The sequence below is a fragment of the Acidobacteriota bacterium genome, from assembly GCA_030697165.1.
Taxonomy (GTDB): Bacteria; Acidobacteriota; Vicinamibacteria; order Vicinamibacterales; family UBA2999; genus 12-FULL-67-14b.
The window spans coordinates 104070-121008 of record JAUYQQ010000009.1; the positions used below are offsets into that span (position 1 = coordinate 104070).

12 protein-coding genes are annotated in these 16939 nt (G+C 64.9%); 6 read left to right on the top strand and 6 right to left on the bottom strand.

What is annotated here, in order from left to right; translation table 11 throughout:
- Window positions 1-132: 132 nt before the first annotated feature.
- Complete coding sequence (locus tag Q8T13_08800) at window positions 133-1293, top strand: peptidyl-alpha-hydroxyglycine alpha-amidating lyase family protein (GenBank protein MDP3717844.1); 1161 nt, start codon at window positions 133-135, stop codon at window positions 1291-1293.
- Window positions 1294-1344: 51 nt separating this feature from the next.
- Here the strand turns inward: Q8T13_08800 and Q8T13_08805 are convergent, their stop codons facing one another.
- A complete protein-coding gene (locus tag Q8T13_08805; protein ID MDP3717845.1) occupies window positions 1345-2895 on the bottom strand; it encodes an AbgT family transporter in 1551 nt (516 codons plus the stop codon).
- Window positions 2896-3010: 115 nt separating this feature from the next.
- On the opposite strand from Q8T13_08805, the gene Q8T13_08810 reads away from it, so the two are divergent.
- Entirely contained in the window at window positions 3011-5020 is a 2010-nt protein-coding gene (locus tag Q8T13_08810) for a PQQ-dependent dehydrogenase, methanol/ethanol family (GenBank protein ID MDP3717846.1), read from the top strand.
- Window positions 5021-5048: 28 nt separating this feature from the next.
- On the opposite strand, the gene Q8T13_08815 is transcribed toward Q8T13_08810, so the two are convergent.
- From Q8T13_08815 to Q8T13_08830, 4 genes are all read right to left on the bottom strand, one after another.
- Window positions 5049-5369, bottom strand: a complete 321-nt coding sequence (locus Q8T13_08815) for a hypothetical protein (GenBank protein ID MDP3717847.1) — start codon at window positions 5367-5369, stop codon at window positions 5049-5051.
- Between the two features lie 14 nt (window positions 5370-5383).
- The gene (locus tag Q8T13_08820; protein MDP3717848.1) at window positions 5384-5914 is read right to left on the bottom strand and encodes a hypothetical protein; all 531 of its coding nucleotides are present in this window, start codon (window positions 5912-5914) and stop codon (window positions 5384-5386) included.
- 143 nt (window positions 5915-6057) lie between these two features.
- Window positions 6058-8520 carry an endopeptidase La gene (gene lon / locus Q8T13_08825; GenBank protein MDP3717849.1) on the bottom strand — a complete coding sequence of 821 codons (2463 nt, stop codon included), beginning with the start codon at window positions 8518-8520 and terminating at the stop codon, window positions 6058-6060.
- 101 nt (window positions 8521-8621) lie between these two features.
- Window positions 8622-9152 carry a TraR/DksA C4-type zinc finger protein gene (locus Q8T13_08830; protein MDP3717850.1) on the bottom strand — a complete coding sequence of 177 codons (531 nt, stop codon included), beginning with the start codon at window positions 9150-9152 and terminating at the stop codon, window positions 8622-8624.
- A gap of 421 nt (window positions 9153-9573) precedes the next feature.
- Between Q8T13_08830 and rpmB the strand changes: the two genes are divergently transcribed.
- Window positions 9574-9765 carry a 50S ribosomal protein L28 gene (rpmB, locus tag Q8T13_08835; protein MDP3717851.1) on the top strand — a complete coding sequence of 64 codons (192 nt, stop codon included), beginning with the start codon at window positions 9574-9576 and terminating at the stop codon, window positions 9763-9765.
- Window positions 9766-9804: 39 nt separating this feature from the next.
- Window positions 9805-10185, top strand: coding sequence for a RidA family protein (locus tag Q8T13_08840; protein MDP3717852.1), 381 nt, complete (start codon window positions 9805-9807; stop codon window positions 10183-10185).
- Here Q8T13_08840 and Q8T13_08845 read toward each other — a convergent pair.
- The gene (locus Q8T13_08845) at window positions 10166-12340 is read right to left on the bottom strand and encodes a bifunctional (p)ppGpp synthetase/guanosine-3',5'-bis(diphosphate) 3'-pyrophosphohydrolase (protein ID MDP3717853.1); all 2175 of its coding nucleotides are present in this window, start codon (window positions 12338-12340) and stop codon (window positions 10166-10168) included. The genes Q8T13_08840 and Q8T13_08845 overlap by 20 nt on opposite strands.
- A 326-nt stretch (window positions 12341-12666) precedes the next feature.
- On the opposite strand from Q8T13_08845, the gene Q8T13_08850 reads away from it, so the two are divergent.
- Window positions 12667-13536: a tetratricopeptide repeat protein gene (locus Q8T13_08850; GenBank protein MDP3717854.1), complete on the top strand. Its 870-nt coding sequence runs from the start codon at window positions 12667-12669 to the stop codon at window positions 13534-13536.
- Window positions 13537-13678: 142 nt separating this feature from the next.
- Window positions 13679-16924, top strand: a complete 3246-nt coding sequence (locus Q8T13_08855) for a carboxypeptidase regulatory-like domain-containing protein (protein ID MDP3717855.1) — start codon at window positions 13679-13681, stop codon at window positions 16922-16924.
- Window positions 16925-16939 lie beyond the last annotated feature (15 nt).

Below are 16939 nucleotides of genomic sequence, written 5' to 3' on the forward strand. Positions count from 1 at the left end.
TATTTCGTACCAGGCCGTGGCCAAAGTCCAGTCGCAGTCGGTCGAACCAGCTCATCAGGAACAAACATCACCGGCTTGCTTCGGCAACGCGTTGCCACGACAATCGGTCTTCCACTGAAAGGGAGCCGCCCGATGATTCCGACTCGCCGACCTTCTGCCGCTTTTCTCAGCACTGCCCTGCTCGCCGTCGCGAGCGTCAGCCTTCTCAGCCAGGCGCCGGCGAAACCACCCGCGCCACCGCGCGGTGCGTCCGGGCCACCCGAGCACGCGAAGGTCGCCCCGATCAACAACCTGCCGAATCCGTACGAGACCGTGCGCAACTTCGGCACGCTCCCTGACGGCCGGGCTTGGGGCTCGGTCAGCGCCATCCACGTCGATCCCGACGGCAAGCACATCTGGGCGGGCGATCGCTGCGGCGCCAATTCCTGCGCCGGCTCGACCGTGAATCCGATCGTCAAGATGGATCCCAGCGGCAAGGTGGTCCAGAGCTTTGGCGCGGGCGTCATCCTGTGGCCACACGGCATGGACGTCGATCGGCAGGGCAACGTGTGGGTGGTCGATGCGCGCTCCGCGACCGCCGCGGAGTTGAAGCAGTTCCCCGATGCCAAGGGCAAGGGTCACACCGTCGTCAAGTTCAGCCCGCAAGGCAAGGTGCTGCTCACGCTTGGCACGCCCGGTGAGGCGGGCAGCCCGCCGACGCACTTCACCGAGCCCAACGACGTGTTGATTGCCCCCGACGGCAGCATCTTCGTCGCCGAGGCGCACAACGCGCAGTTCCTCGACCAGGATGCGCCCAATGCGGTGGGCCGAATCTCGAAGTTCTCGGCCGACGGCAAGTTCATCAAGACCTTCGGCGCCTACGGCTACGCCGCGAGCGAGTTCCGCGGACCGCACTCGCTGGCCATGGATTCAAAGGGCCGTCTGTTCGTCGCCGATCGCGGCAATCGCCGCATCCAGATTTTCGACCAGGAGGGCAAGCACCTCGACACCTGGTACCAGTTCAGCCGCATCAGCGGGCTGTTCATCGATCGCAACGACACGCTCTATGCGATCGACTCGGAGTCGGACGACAACTACAACCCGGGCTGGCGCAAGGGCCTGCGCGTCGGCAGCGCCCGCACCGGCGAAGTGTGGTACTTCGTGCCCGAGCACGTCTCGCGGCAGGCCTCGGGCATGGGCGGTTACGGCTCGATGGGCGAAGGCGTCGCGGTCGATGCGCAGGGCAACGTCTATGCCGGCGAGGTGGGACCCGTGCAGGGCGTCACGAAGTTCATCCCACGCCTGAAGCGCTGAACCAGCCGTTCCCGATGCCGCACGACCGGCGCTGACCGCCGGTCGTGCCGGTCACGGATACAGGTACGCCGACTGCACCCCCAGCGGAATGCCGAGCGCCCAGAACAGCAGCAGGAACAACGTCCACACGATGATGAAGGTGATCGAGAACGGCACCATCATCGAGGCGACCGTGCCGATGCCGGCGCCGCGCACGTAGCGCTGGCAAAACACCACCACCAGCGGGAAGTACGGCATCAGCGGCGTGATGATGTTGGTGCTGGAGTCGCCAATGCGGTAGGCGGCCTGCGTCAGCTCCGGCGCCAGGCCGACCTGCATCAGCATGGGTACGAAGATCGGCGCCAGCAGCGCCCACTTCGCCGACGCGGATCCGATCAGCAGGTTGACCATCGCCGTCACCAGGATCACGCCGCCGATGGTCACCTGCCCCGGCAGCGCCAGCGCCTGGAGGGTGGTGGCGCCCTTCAGCGCAAACAGCGCCCCCAGGTTTGACCGCCCGAACTCGGCGGTAAACATCGCCGCGAAGAACGCCATCACCAGGTAGTAGCCCATCGTGCTCATCGCCTTGGTCATGCCGGCAATGACGTCGCGCGACGACTTCACCGTGCCGGCCACCACGCCGTAGGCGATCGCGGGCACCAGGAACAACAGGAAGATGAACGGCACGATCGAGCGCATCAGCGGTGCCTGGAACGACGTGATCTGACCATCGGGCGCGCGCAGCGCCGAACCGACCGGCAACGCCCACCAGGTCAGCAGCGCCAGGCCGACGAGCATGGTCAGGCCGCCCGCCCGCAAGCCGCGCGACTCGGCCGGCGACAAGGCCTCGAGCCGCGGCATGTCCTTGACGTCGCCGTCCACCGCCAGCGCCCGGAGCCGCGGTTCGACGATGCGGTCCGTGATGAACCAGCCGAGGCCCACGACCAGAAACGTCGAGGCGGCCGTGAAGTAGAAGTTGCTGAGCGGGTTGACCTGCCGGGCTGGATCGATCAGCTGTGCCGCCGTCTGCGTGAACCCCTGCAGCAGCGGATCGATCGCCGACGGGATCAGGTTGGCGCTGAAGCCGCCAGAGACGCCGGCAAACGCGGCGGCAATGCCCGCGAGCGGATGCCGGCCGGCGGTGTAGAACAGCACCCCGCCGAGCGGGATCACCAGCACGTAGCCCGCGTCGGTGGCGGTGTGGCTCAAGCACGCCACCAGGATCAGCATGGGTGTCAACAGCGCGCCAGGCGTCAGCTTCAGCAGCCACTTCAGCCCGGCATTGAGGAAGCCGACCGCCTCGGCCACGCCGACGCCAAGCAGCGCCACGAGCACCACGCCGAGCGGCGGGAACGTCACGAAGGTATTCACCATGGCCGCGAGGAAGGCCGCCATGGCCGTACCGGTCATCAGGTTCTGGACGCGAATAGGCTGGCCGTTCCTCGGGTCAATCTCGGTAAACGCCACCGACGACAGCATGAAGCTCAGGAGCCAGACCAGCGCCAGCCCGATCGCAAAGAGCATCGCCGGATCCGGCAGCTTGTTGCCGGCGGTCTCAATGCCGTTCAGGAACCGGTCGAGCGGGCTCGGCCGGGCAGTCGAACTGGTGTTTGACGCGGTCATGGCAACGCCCCCTCCGGCGTGGGCCAAAGAATACCCCGGGTCGAGCAGCGGCTGCGACTCAAACGGCTTGCTTCGGGCGGCGACTGGCACGACAATCGGCCGCGAGGTTTCCCTTATGGTCCGTCGGCTGCTCGCAGGCACTCTGTCTCTGCTCGTCCTCGTCGGCCTGGTGACCGCGCAACAGGCCCCTGCCCCGGTTGACGATAAGGCGCTTGCGAGCGTGGAGTCGCGTCCCGGTGACTGGCTGTCCTACGGGCGCGACTACTACGAGCAGCGGTTCAGTCCGCTCGATCAGATCAACGACACCAACGCCGCGAAGCTGGGGCTGGCCTGGTCGTTCGAGACGGCCACCGACCGCGGACTCGAGGCCACACCGCTGGTGATCGACGGCGTCATGTACACCACCGGATCGTGGAGTGTCGTCTACGCCGTCGATGCCCGGACCGGAAAGCAGCTCTGGAAGTTCGACCCCGAGGTCCATCGCAAGTACGACCAGCTCGCCTGCTGTGACGTCGTCAATCGCGGCGCCGCGTTCTACAAGGGCCGCGTCTATCTTGGCGCGCTCGACGGCCGGCTGATCGCGATCGATGCCGTGAGCGGCAAGCCGTCCTGGTCGGTGACGACGGTCGATCAGAAGCAGGCGTATACCAGCACCGGCGCGCCACGCATCGCCAACGGCAAGGTGATCATCGGCAACGGTGGCGCGGAGTACGGGGTCCGGGGCTACGTGTCGGCCTACGACGCCGAGACCGGCAAGCTGGCGTGGCGGTTCTACACCGTGCCCGGTGATCCGTCCAAGCCGCAAGAGAACAAGGCGCTCGACGTCGCGCTGCCCACGTGGCAGGGCGAGAACTGGTGGAAATTCGGCGGCGGCGGCACGGTGTGGGATTCGATCGTCTACGATCCCGAGCTCAACCTGCTGTACGTCGGCACCGGCAACGGCGCCGCGTGGAACCGTGAGATTCGCAGCCCGGGCGGTGGCGACAACCTCTACCTGGCCTCGATCCTCGCCATCAACCCCGACAACGGCGAACTGGTGTGGCACTACCAGACGGTGCCCGGCGACACGTGGGACTACACCGCGGTGCAGCCGATGATGCTGGCCGACCTGCAGATGGGCGGCCGCCTGCGCAAGGTGCTGATGCAGGCGCCGAAGAACGGGTTCTTCTACGTGCTCGATCGCGCGACCGGCGAATTGCTGGCAGCCGACCCGTACGTAACCGTCAACTGGGCCTCGCATGTGGACATGAAGACCGGCCGGCCGGTCGAGATGCCTGGCGCCGACTACAAGGAGAAGGGCACCTACATTCGCCCGGGCCCGCTCGGCGGCCACAACTGGCAGGCCATGTCATTCAGCCCGAAGACCGGCCTCGTCTACATTCCCGCGCAGGATAACGGGCGTTACTACGAGCAGCCGAAAGACTTTGAATACCGGCCGCTCGAGTACAACCTCGGGCTCGCGCCGGTCGGCCGAAACATGGACCGCTACGACGTGCCGTACACCGGCCGGCTGCTGGCGTGGGACCCGATCGCGCGCAAGCCGCGCTGGACGGTCGAGTACGGTTCGTACTGGAACGGCGGCACCCTCGCCACGGCCGGCAACCTGGTGTTCCAGGGCACGGCGGCCGGCGACTTCATCGCCTACCACGCCGCCACCGGCGAGAAGCTCTGGTCGTCGTGGGCGACGACCGGCATCGTAGCGCCGCCGATCACCTACATGATCGACGGCAAGCAGTACGTGTCAGTGATGGCCGGATGGGGTGGCGCGTTCTCGAAGAAGACGCGCAGCTACGGCCGGTTGTTGACCTACGCGATCGGCGGTACGGCTGATCTGCCGTCTCGACCGCGGCCGCGCGCGGTCACGGCGATTGCCAGCAACGCGCGGCCCGAAGAGATTGCCGCCGGCGCCCGGATCTTCAACACCTACTGCGCCCGCTGCCACGGCGGCGGCACCATCCTGCCCGACCTGCGGCGTTCGTCGCCGGGCATCTACAACGGCCTCGAGAAGATCCTGGACGGCTCGCTCGTCGAGCAAGGCATGCCGCGCTTCGCGGAACTCGACAAGCCCGCCGTGGCGGCCCTGCGGGCGTACTTGCTGGACGAACGCAAGAAGCTGGTGCCCTGACCGCTGTCAGGGCGCGCCGCCTGATCCTCTAGAACAGGCTCCAGAAAGGAGGGAACGTGCCCAGCAGGCCAAGCGCCGTGAGCACGACCGTGGCCAGCCACACTGGTGGATGAGTCACGGTGCGGTCCCGCCAGCGACTGTGCACGATCAGCCAGGCGGCGAGCCAGACGACGCAAGCGAACGTGGCGCGGCCCGACAAGCCCCCGGCTGGCCCATACAGGGCCGGCGCCGCAAATACCCCCGACTCATTCAGGACGCAGAAGGCCCCCATGGCGAAGGCGCCAATGCCGGCGCCGAGATACGCCGCCATGGCGGCGCCGTTCGAAGCGGTTGCGGAATCGGAGGTCATGGAACCTGTCCTCCCTACTGCAGCGGGGCGACTTTGTTGACGAGGGTGCCGAGCAGGCCGATGAAGCCGACGATGGCGAAACAGATCAGCAACATCGTCATGGTCGCGCGCCGCAACGAGGTGTCGGTCAACAACTGCGATCGGTAGCGCGTGCTGACGAAGGCCACGGCGGTCGCCAGCATGGCCGCGATCCAGGGCATGTGCTCCTTGCATTCCATCGCAAACGCGTGGAGCCAGGCGGTGTCTGGATTCCCCAGGAGCAGTGCGCGCGGGTACGGGCCCAAATCAACCGTGCCCGCCGGCGGTGGCAGCCGGTACTCAGGGAAGACCACGAACGTGCCGACCAGGACCGAAGCCCAGAGGGCGGCGGCGGTGAAGAGCAGCAGTCCGCTGAGCGCGCGGGCCTGGGCGCGGTTGGCCTCGGGATCGCGGCCCGCGGCCATGGCCTGCAGGCAGAACAGCGCGGCAAAGAGCCCCGCCAGCGCGGCGCCACTCAAGCCGATACCGTGAACCATCGTCCAGATACTGCGATCACTGAACAGCATTGGGTGCTCCTGAGCGAATGGACTGGTGAGAGTCTACCTCGCCCCGGTCTGGGTTTGAGTAAACCAAACGAGGATGTGAGGGAGATGAGAAAAGGCTAGCGGGGATTTCAGGCGGGAAGCGGCGGACCCGAAGGTCCGCCGGCCTAGCGCGACCGGGGTGCGTGCCCCGGCCGGGTCTTGCGCGCGGTGACCGCCGGCTTCGATGTGCCCTTCCTGGCCGGCCGGTCGTTCTCGTGCACCAGCGCCAGCAGCAACACTTCGTCGATCGTGCTGACCAGGTGGATCGTGAGGCCCTTCAGCAACTCGTCGCCGAGGTCTTCTTTCACGTTCTTCTCGTTCTGCCGCGGCAGGATGATTTCCTTGACGCCGGCGCGCTTGGCGGCCAGCACCTTTTCCTTGATGCCGCCGACCGGCAGCACCTTGCCCGACAGGGTGATCTCGCCGGTCATCGACAGATCGCCGCGCACGGGCCGGCGGGTCAATTCCGACACCATGGCCGTGACCATCGTGACGCCGGCCGAGGGACCGTCCTTCGGAATGGCGCCTGACGGCACGTGCACGTGCAGCTCGGAGCTCTTGAAGAAGTCGGGATCGATCTGCCATTCGGTGGCGTGTGCGCGCACCCATGACAGCGCCGCCCGCGCCGATTCCTTCATGACGTCGCCCAGCTGGCCGGTCAGGGTCAGCAAGCCACCGCCGGCCATGCGCGTGGCCTCGACGAACAGCACGTCGCCACCGACCGGTGTCCAGGCCATGCCGGTCGCGACGCCGGGCAGCTTGGTGCGGTCCTTCACTTCCTCTTCCATGAAGCGGAACGAGCCGAGCAGCTGCTCGACGAACTCGGGCGTCACCCTTACCTTGTTGTCATCGCCTTCGGCGCGGCGGCGGGCGATCTTGCGGCAAATCGCGCCAATCTCGCGCTCGAGGTTGCGGACGCCGGCCTCGCGCGTGTAGCCGCGAATCACCGCGCGCAAGCCCGCGTCGGTGAACACCACCTGCTGCTTGTTCAAGCCGTGGTTCTGCACCTGCTTGGCGACCAGGTGATCGCGGGCGATGGCGAGCTTCTCTTCCTCGGTATACCCGGGGAGTTCAAGCACCTCCATGCGATCGCGCAGTGGCGGTGGAATCGTATCGAGCACGTTCGCCGTCGTCACGAACAGCACTTCCGACAGGTCGAACGGCACGTCGAGGTAGTGATCGCGGAACGTGTTGTTCTGTTCCGGGTCGAGCACCTCGAGCAGCGCAGACGAGGGGTCGCCGCGGAAGTCGTTGCCGAGCTTGTCGACCTCGTCCAGGATGAAGACCGGGTTCTTCGACTCGGCGCGGCGCAGGCCCTGGATGATCTGGCCGGGCAGCGCACCGATGTAGGTGCGGCGATGGCCGCGGATCTCGGCCTCGTCGCGAACGCCGCCAAGCGAGATGCGCACGAACTTGCGGCCGAGCGACTGCGCGATCGAGCGCGCGAGCGAGGTCTTGCCGACGCCCGGCGGGCCGACGAAGCAAAGGATTGGCCCCTTCATGCCCGGGTTCAGCTTGCGCACGGCGAGGTATTCGAGAATGCGGTCCTTCGCCTTTTCGAGCCCCGAGTGCTCGGCATCCATGATCGACTTGGTCTTCTTCAAATCGATGACCTCATCGGTCCGCTTCGACCACGGCAGCGCCACGATCCAGTCGAGATAGGTGCGGGCGACCGTGTACTCGGCGGCGGCCGGCGGCATCTTCGACAGCCGGTCGAGCTCGCGCAACGCTTCCTTCTTGACGGCCTCGGGCAGGCCGGCGGCCTCGAGCTTGGTACGCAGCTCCTCGATCTCGCGGGTCTGGTCGTCGCCTTCACCCAGTTCCTTCTGGATCGCCTTGAGCTGCTCGCGCAGGAAATAGTCGCGCTGGTTCTTGCCGACTTCCGACTGCACCTGGCTTTGGATCTTCGAACCAAGCTCGAGCACCTCGAGTTCCTTGATCAACAGGCGGTTGAGCAGGTCGAGTCGCGCGCGCACGTCGAGGGTCTGCAGCACTTCCTGCTTGGTGTCGGTGGCGATGGTGCCCAGGCCCGAGGCAATGAAGTCGGCGAGGCGTCCCGGATCGGTGATGTTCGAGGCGAGCGCCTGCAGGTCGTCCGACATCAGCGGCGACAGCGAGACGATCTGCTGGAAGTTGGCCTTGATGTTCCGCTGCAGCGCGTCGATCTCGAGGTGATCGTCGTCCTTCAGGATCTCGGGGGCCTCGGTGGCCTTGCCGCGAAGGTACGGACGGGTGGCGGTGATCTCGTCCAGGCGCACCCGCGCCAGGCCCTGCACGATGATCCGCAGGCTGCCGTCGGGCAGCTTGAACATCTTGTGGATCTGGCTGGCGGTGCCAATCTCGTGCAGATCGTTCTGCCCTGGCTCGTCTTCGCCGGCTTCGCGCTGCGCGAAGACGGCAATCGTCTGGCCGCTGGCGACCGCTTCGTCAATCAACTTGACGGAGCTTTCGCGCGCGACGGCGAGCGGCATGAACGCCTGCGGAAACAACACGGTGTCGCGGAGCGGCAACACCGGCATTTCGGGCGGCACGCGAAACACCGGCGTGTCGACAGTCGGCGGGTCGATCGGATCGATTGGATTGCTCACGATGCCGCCCCTCCCAGGGGCGATTGTATTCAGGTGTGAGCCGGAAGGCGGGAGAATTACAGACCCGCCTTCCGGCGGGCCTGTGATTAGGACGCCGGGTGTTAACCCCGCATGTCGAAACCGAGGCTCGAGGAACCGCGGCGCGCCTGGATGCGTTCGCGCTGCTGTGCCATCTCGCGGGCTTCTTCGCAGTCCTTGCAGCGAACCGCGAAGGGCAGCGCGCGCAGCCGGGGCTGGGCGATCTCTTCCGCGCACTCGAAGCAATGACCGTAGGTGCCTTCTTCAAGGCGCGACAGCGCCTCGTTGATTTTGTTCAACGTCTCCGCCTTCATCTGGATGAGGGCGAATTCGATGTCTTCCTGGATGTCGACCTCCGAGGTCTCACCCGGATCGAGCACTTCGTGGTCCTTTTCCGAACCCTCGGCGCGCACATCGCGAATCTTCCCCTGAACTTCGCTCAGGATCTCGCGCTGACGCTCGACGAGCATCCGCTTCAATTCGTCGTACCGTGCCCCGATGGGCACTTCCGCTACCGCTACGTTCCGCTTCTTCGACTTGGCTGCCATGACTGCAACCGCTCCCTTCGTTCCCTGTCCTACAGGGAAGCTATGATTTGCCCCGCTCTTGCGCATACCTCTAAGCAAGACCGATGCCTATAAACCCGACCGAACCTGTACTTCCAATTACTGATATGAGCGAAGGATAGATTGACTGGGAATATGAACCGGCGAGTTCGAGAGTGCCCGGTCTTCCTTATCTATCGCGTTTATTCACAAGGACTTAACTGTCCATGCCTTGCCCGGTTATCAGCGGCCCGAACACCGTTCACTGATGATTAGACGCCGGACCCCTGAATTGGGTTCTCCCTCACTCTGTCACTTATCGGGGACACCCAGAAACCGGGAAAAGGTACCACAGTGCCTACCGCTGTGGCAAGAATTACACTTTCCCAACTGGGGAATTCTCACCAGTGGTGGCGCCCTTTTCGACACACCTTTCCAGGGGTCCTGGCTCGTACTGATAAGATAGGGGTTTCTCCAAGGAGCTTTGGTTATGGCAATGCGCTGCGATATCTGCGACAAGGGCCCGGCGGTTGGCCGCCGTGTCTCTCACGCCCACAACGTCCGTCCCCGCCGGTTCGAGCCGAACCTGCAGACGGTCCGCGCCGTCGTTGACGGAGCCACCAAGCGTGTGAAGGTCTGCACCCGCTGCATCCGCTCGGGCAAGATCACCAAGGCGGCTTAGGCAGGTGGGGCTGGTAGGGCAGGTGGGGCTGGTGGGGGCATGAAGGAACTTGTGACGGCAGCCGGGGCGGCCAAGGCGATTGGACCGTACTCGCCGGCGCTGAAGGTGGGGAACCTGCTGTTCCTGTCGGGATCGATTCCGCTCGATCCCGTCACCGGCCAGATCGTGGCCGGTGACATTACCGCCCAGGCCACGCGCGTGATGGACAACATCAAGGCGCTGCTGGCCGCGGCCGGCGCGGACTTCTCGCACGTCGCCCGCACCACCGTGTTCATGGTCGACCTGGGCGAGTTTGCCGCCATGAACGACGTCTACGCCAGCTACTTCACCGCGCCCTACCCGGCGCGCTCGACCGTCCAGGTCGTGAAGCTGCCCAAGGACGTGCGCGTCGAAATCGACGTCATCGCCGTTCTGGAATAGGCGACGACCGCTCGACGTTCAACACGCCCTTAATCCCGCGCACCGCCTTTAGCACCTGCTCCAGGTGCTTCATGTCCCTGATCTCGACCGTCACGTCAATGCGCGCGCGCTGATCGCCGGTGCGCGCCTCCATGTTCGTGATGTTGGTGTTGATGTCGGAAATCCGCTGGCTGAGTTCCGCCAGCATCCCCTTGCGGTCCTCGACCTCGATCGTCAGCCGCACCGTGTACGGCGCGAGGTCGGCGCCCTTGTCCCACTCGACGTCGATCCGGCGCTCGGGGTCGTACATCAGGTTGACTACGTTCGGACATTTCGCCGCGTGCACCGAGACGCCCTTGCCGCGCGTGATGTACCCCACGATCTGTTCCCCGCGAATCGGGTTGCAGCACTTCGCCCGGAACACCATCACCTCGTCCGCGCCGCGCACCTTGATGCGATCCGGCTCGCTGCCGGTCCGCAGCACGCGCTTGACGGCCGAGAGCACGGGATGCTCCGGCGCCTGCTCCTTGAGTTCGTCCTGCGGGACGATCTTGTCGAGCACCAGGCGCGGCGACACCTTGCCGTAGCCGATCTGCGCCAGCAGATCCTCGGGCTTCGCTGCCGCGAACTCGGCGAGGATCTTCTGCATCGCCTCGCCCTCGACCAGCTTGCCGCCGTTCAGGCCGAAGCGGCGGGCCTCCTTGTCGAACACGCGCTTGCCCAGCTCGACCGCGCGCTCCTTCTCCTCGGCCTGGATCAGGTGCTTGATCTTGTTGCGGGCGCGCGAGGTGACCGCGAAGTTCAGCCAGTCGCGGCTCGGCTTGTGCGACGCATTGCGGATGATTTCGACGATGTCGCCGTTCTTGAGGCGGGTGCGCAGCGGCACCATGCGGCCGTTGACGCGGGCGCCCACGCACTGGTGGCCGACGTCGGTGTGAATCGAGTACGCGAAGTCGATCGCGGTCGAGCCCTTGGGCAGCACCTTGACCGTGCCGCGCGGCGTGAAGGTGTAGACCTCCTCGGGATAGAGATCGATCTTCAGGTTCGACAGGAACTCCTGCGGGTCGCGGGTGTCCTGCTGCCATTCGAGCAGCTGCCGCAGCCACTGGAAGTATTGCTCATCGCGCCCGGCGCCGACCCGCCCTTCCTTGTATTTCCAGTGCGCCGCAATGCCTTCCTCGGCCAGCCGGTGCATCTCCTCGGTGCGAATCTGCACCTCGAACGGAAAGCCGCGGTCGCTGATCACCGAGGTGTGCAGCGACTGGTAGCCGTTGGGCCGCGGCATGGCAATGAAGTCCTTGATGCGGCCCGGCACCGGCGACCACGTCTGGTGAATGATGCCGAGCGCGGCGTAACAGTCCTTTACCGACGGCGTCACGATCCGCAGGGCGACGAAGTCATACACCTGCTCGAGATCGATCTTCTGGGCCTTGAGCTTGAGCCAGATGCTGAACAGGCGCTTGACCCGGCCGTCGACGCTGATCACCGGCACTTGCGCCTCGAGCAGCTTGGCGCGCAGGTCGCCAGTGAGCTGCTCGATCATGCCTTCAGTCGGCTTGCGCTTGGCTTCGACCTTGGCCCGCAGCGTCGCGAACGCGTCTGGCTCCAGGAAGCGGAACGACAACTCCTCGAGCTCGTTCTTGATGCGGCTCATGCCCAGCCGGTTGGCAATCGGCGCGTAGATGTCCAGGGTCTCCTGCGCGATGCGCGCGCGCTTGTCGTCGGCCATGTGCTGCAGCGTGCGCATGTTGTGCAGGCGATCGGCCAGCTTCACCAGGATGACCCGGATGTCATCGACCATCGCCAGCAGCATCTTGCGGAAGTTCTCGGCCTGGCGTTCTTCGCTGGACGAGAATGGGATGGCGCCGATTTTGGTCACGCCCTCGACGATGTGGGCGACGTCCTCGCCGAACTTCTCGCGGATCTTGTCGGGCGTGGTCAACGTGTCCTCGACCACGTCGTGGAGCAGGCCGGCGGCAATGCAGACGGCGTCCAGTTTCATGTCGGCCAGGATGTCGGCCACTTCCAGGGGGTGGACGAGGTACGGCTCCCCCGAATGGCGGATCTGTCCCTTGTGCTCCAGGGCCGAGAACACGTAGGCCCGGCGGAGCAACTCGAGATCGGCGTCCGGGCTATAGCCCTGGACCTTGTCGAGCAGATCCTCGAAGCGAATCATGAAGTTCGGTGTCTAATTGCTTATCGGTCGCTGATGGTCCGGCTGAAGCCGGACGCTACATTCAGAGACAAGCCCGGCCGAGCCGGAAGTGCCAGCGGCGTCCGCCGTGAGGTGGACCTTGATCCATCATAGGGCATCGCCAGCCGGAGGTTGCGGGGGGTCTGGAAACGAAGCTATACTTTCCGGCCTTGCGGCTTGAACGTGTTTTACAGGGACTTACAGGGGGAATTCTAATGAGAAAGCGGTCTTCGGCAGCGTATTTGGCGCTGGTTGTCGGGCTGAGCGTCACGTTGGCCGGTTGCGGATATATCAGTCAGGTCCGCGCCATGAAAGCGTTCAAGGACGGCAACAAGGCCTACGCCGCCAGCGACTGGCGGACGGCGGTCCAGAAATATCAGGAAGCCGCGGACATGACCGCCAGCGACCCGGCCTGCGAATGGTGCCCGGCGATCTATTTTTACCTCGGCAATTCGTACGACAACATGTATCGGCCGGCACGCAAGGGCGAGCCCGAGAACGACGCCTTCTTGACGAAGGCAATCGAGAACTACAAGCTCGCGAGCGAGAAGCTGACGGAAGAGTCGAATCCGAAGCGTTCGCTGGCCCTGGAGTTCCTGGTCTCGACCTACGGCCCCGACAAGCTGGCCGACCCGACGCAGGCCGAACCGGTGGTGAAGCGCATGATCGAACTGGCGCCGAACGAACCGACCAACTACTTCCAGCTCGCCAAGATCTACGAGGACTCGGGCGAGTACGAACTGGCCGAGGAAACCTACCTGAAGGGCCGCGACGCCAGGCCGAACGACCCGACCGTGTACCTGACGGTGGCCGGCTACTACAACCGCCAGGGCGACTTCGCCAAGCTGGTCGAGAACCTGCGCAAGCGCATTGAGCTCGAGCCAAACAACCCCGAGGCACACTACACGCTGGCAACCTACCACTGGGACAAGGCGTCACGCGACTTCCGCCTCTCGGACAAGGAAAAGCTGCAGCTCGTCCTTGACGGCCTCGACGCCGTGAACAAGGCCCTCGAAATCAAGGCCGACTACATCGAGGCCATGACCTACAAGGGCCTGCTGCTTCGCACCCAGGCGCTGGTCGAGAAGGACCCCAAGAAGCAGAAGGAACTGCTGACCGAAGGCACCGCGCTCGGCGACAAGGCCAACGAGATGCGCAAGGCCCGGGCATCGAGCTAGAAACCATATAGTTTGGGCGGTTGGTTAATCGCCCAAACCCCAAAAACGGGCCGGTTCCGCAATGCGCGGGCCGGCCCTTTTCTATTTACCCGCACGTAACCCGCAAATGAGATAATTCACGCTCTGTTCAGGAGCGATGTACATGAAACATTTGATTAGGTTTGTCTTCTCCCTCGTCGCCGTTCTCGCCGTCGCGTCGACCGTCAACGCGCAGGTCACCACCGGCTCCCTTCGCGGCAAAGTCCAGAACGAGCAGCAGCAGCCCGTCGCTGGCGCCAGCGTCATTGCCATCCACCTCCCCTCGGGCTCGAGCTACGAGGCCACCACCCGCAACGACGGCGGCTTCACCATCGTCGGCATGCGCGTCGGCGGCCCGTATTCCGTGACGGTGGCCTACAGCGGCGGCGGCGCCGCCGCCTTTGCTCCCGAGACCCAGGAGAGCATCGAAGTGAACCTGGGCGTCGCCACCGACCTGGCCTTCACGGTGCGGGCCATTGCGGTGACCGAAACGATCACGGTGACCGCCCAGTCGGACGCGGTGTTTGCGTCGAACCGCACTGGCGCGGCGACCGCGGTCACGCGCGAGGAGATGGCGTCACTGCCGACCATTTCCAACCGCCTCGAGTCGTTCGCCCGGCTGACGCCGTCGATGGGCGGCAACATGTCGTTCGCCGGCCAGGACAACCGCATGAACAACATCACGGTGGATGGGTCCTACTTCAACAACTCGTTCGGCCTGGGCGGCCAGCCCGGCGACCGCACGGGCGTCGCGCCCATCTCGATGGACGCCATCGAGCAGGTCCAGATCAACGTGGCGCCGTTCGACGTGCGCTCGGGCAACTTCGTCGGCGCCGGCATCAACAGCGTCACGCGCAGCGGCACCAACCAGTTCCGCGGCTCCGGGTTCTACCAGTTCCGCGACGACGGCCTGGTCGGCAAGGAAGCCAAGGACCTGCCGGTGAACCCCGGTACGTTCAGCTTCAAGAACTACGGCGGTTGGGCGGCCGGCCCCATCGTCGAGAACAAGCTGTTTTTCTTTGGTAACGCCGAAAAGGAAGAGACCGAAGGACCGGGCACCACGTTCCGCGCCAACGCGGGCGGCGAGGCCGCCGTCGGCAGCACCACCCGGGTGCTGGCGTCCGACCTGACCGCGCTCAGCAGCTTCCTGAAGCAGCGCTTCGGCTACGACACCGGCCCGTTCCAGGATTACGCGCACCTGACCCCCGGCCGGCGCCTGCTGGCGAAGTTCGACTACAACATCAACAACCGCAACAAGCTCAGCTTCCGGTACAACCAGCTCGATTCGGACACCGACGTGTTGCTGTCGAACTCGTCGTCGCTCGGCTTCGGCAACCGCCGCACCAACACCTTCGGGCTGAACTTCCAGAACTCCAACTACAAGATCCTGGAGAACATCAAGTCGGGCGTCGGCGAACTGAACACCGTGATTGGTTCGACGATGTCGAACTCGCTGATTGTCGGCTACTCGTCGCACGACGAGAGCCGCGAATCGCTCGGCAGCTTCTTCCCGATGGTCGACATTCTCGAAGGCGGCTCGGTCTACACCACCTTCGGCTTCGAGCCGTTCACGCCGAACAACGAACTGCGCTACAAGTCGTTCCAGCTCCAGAACAACTTCAGCAAGTTCTCGGAGAAGCACACCTGGACGGCCGGCTTCAGCTTCGAGCGCTACGAGTCCGAGAACGTCTTCTTCCCGGGGTCGCAGAGCGTCTACGTCTACAACTCGCTGCAGGACTTCTACGACGACGCGAACCGGGTGCGCCCGGTCACGCTCAACCGTTTCCAGGTCCGCTACAACAACATCCCCGGCCAGGACAAGCCGATCCAGCCACTCGAGGTCGTCTACACCGGCGGCTACATCCAGGACGAGTGGACCGTCAACGACAAGCTCAAGCTGATAGCCGGCCTCCGCATGGATGTGCCGATCTTCGGTGAGACCGGTTACACCAACGTCAACGCCGACGCGCTGACGTTCCGCGACGAAACCGGCGCCGCCGTGCAATACCAGTCGGGCAAGCTGCCCGACGCCAACCTCCTGTGGTCGCCCCGCCTCGGCTTTAACTGGGACGTCACCGGGAGCCGCAACACGCAGGTGCGCGGCGGTTCGGGCGTGTTTACCGGCAAGCCGCTGTTCGTGTGGATTTCCAACCAGATTGGCAACACCGGCGTGCTGACCGGCTTCATCCAGAACAACAACAGCACCGCGAACCCGTTCAACCCGGACCCGAACGCCTATAAGCCCACCAACGTGACCGGCGCGCCGGCCACCAGTTACGAGCTGGCGCTGACCGACCAGAACTTCAAGTTCCCCCAGGTGTGGCGCACCAACGTCGCCGTCGACCGCCGCCTCCCCGGTGGCTTCACCGGCACGGCCGAGTTCATCTACAACCGCGACGTCAACGGGATGTACTACATCAACGCCAACCTGCCGGCGGCCCAGACGTCGTTCGCGGGCGCCGATAACCGGCCGCGCTGGACCACCAACCGCATCAACAACGTCACCGGCAACCAGGTGAGCAACGCCACCGTGATCAAGAACCAGGACGTGGGCACGGCGTGGAACGCGGTGTTTTCGGCGAAGAAGAACACGTCATGGGGCATGGTCCAGGCCGCCTACAACTACGGCGAGAGCAAGAACACCGTTGACCCGGGCTCGATCGCGTTCGGCTCGTGGAGCAACAACGCGCACTCCGGCGATCCCAACAATCCGGGAACGAGCTACGCCGGCGCGTCGCCCGGCCACCGCTTCTTCATGACCGGGTCGTACCGGAAGCAGTACTTCGGGTTCGGCGCCACCGCGATCTCGGCGTTCTTCGAGGCCAGGACCATCGGTAACGCCAGCTACACCTTCGCGGGTGACATGAACGGCGACGGCGGGTTCAACGACCTGCTCTACATCCACGCCAACACCGGCGAGATGAACTTCGCACCGTTCACGTCGGGCGGCGTCACCTATACCGCGGCCCAGCAGGCCGCGGCATGGGAGGCCTACATTGCGCAGGACTCCTACCTCAGCAAGAACCGGGGGAAGTACGCCGAGCGCGGTGCGGTGTTCCTGCCCATGGTCAAGCGCCTCGATGTCAGCGTCACGCAGGACGTCTTCACGAGCAGCGGGGGCGGCCATCGCTTCCAGTTCCGCGCCGACTTCATCAACTTCGGCAACCTGCTGAACAAGGACTGGGGCGTGTCGCAGCGGCTCGTCTCGAACCAGCCGTTGACCAACCCGGCGGTCGATGCCGCCGGACAGTCGACCTACCGGCTGCGGCTGGTCAGCGGCCAGCTCATGTCGCAGTCGTACCAGCAGACCGCCGACCTGAACGACGTCTACCGGATTGCGTTCAGCCTGAAGTACTTCTTCGGGTCGTAAGAACGCCCAGCACTC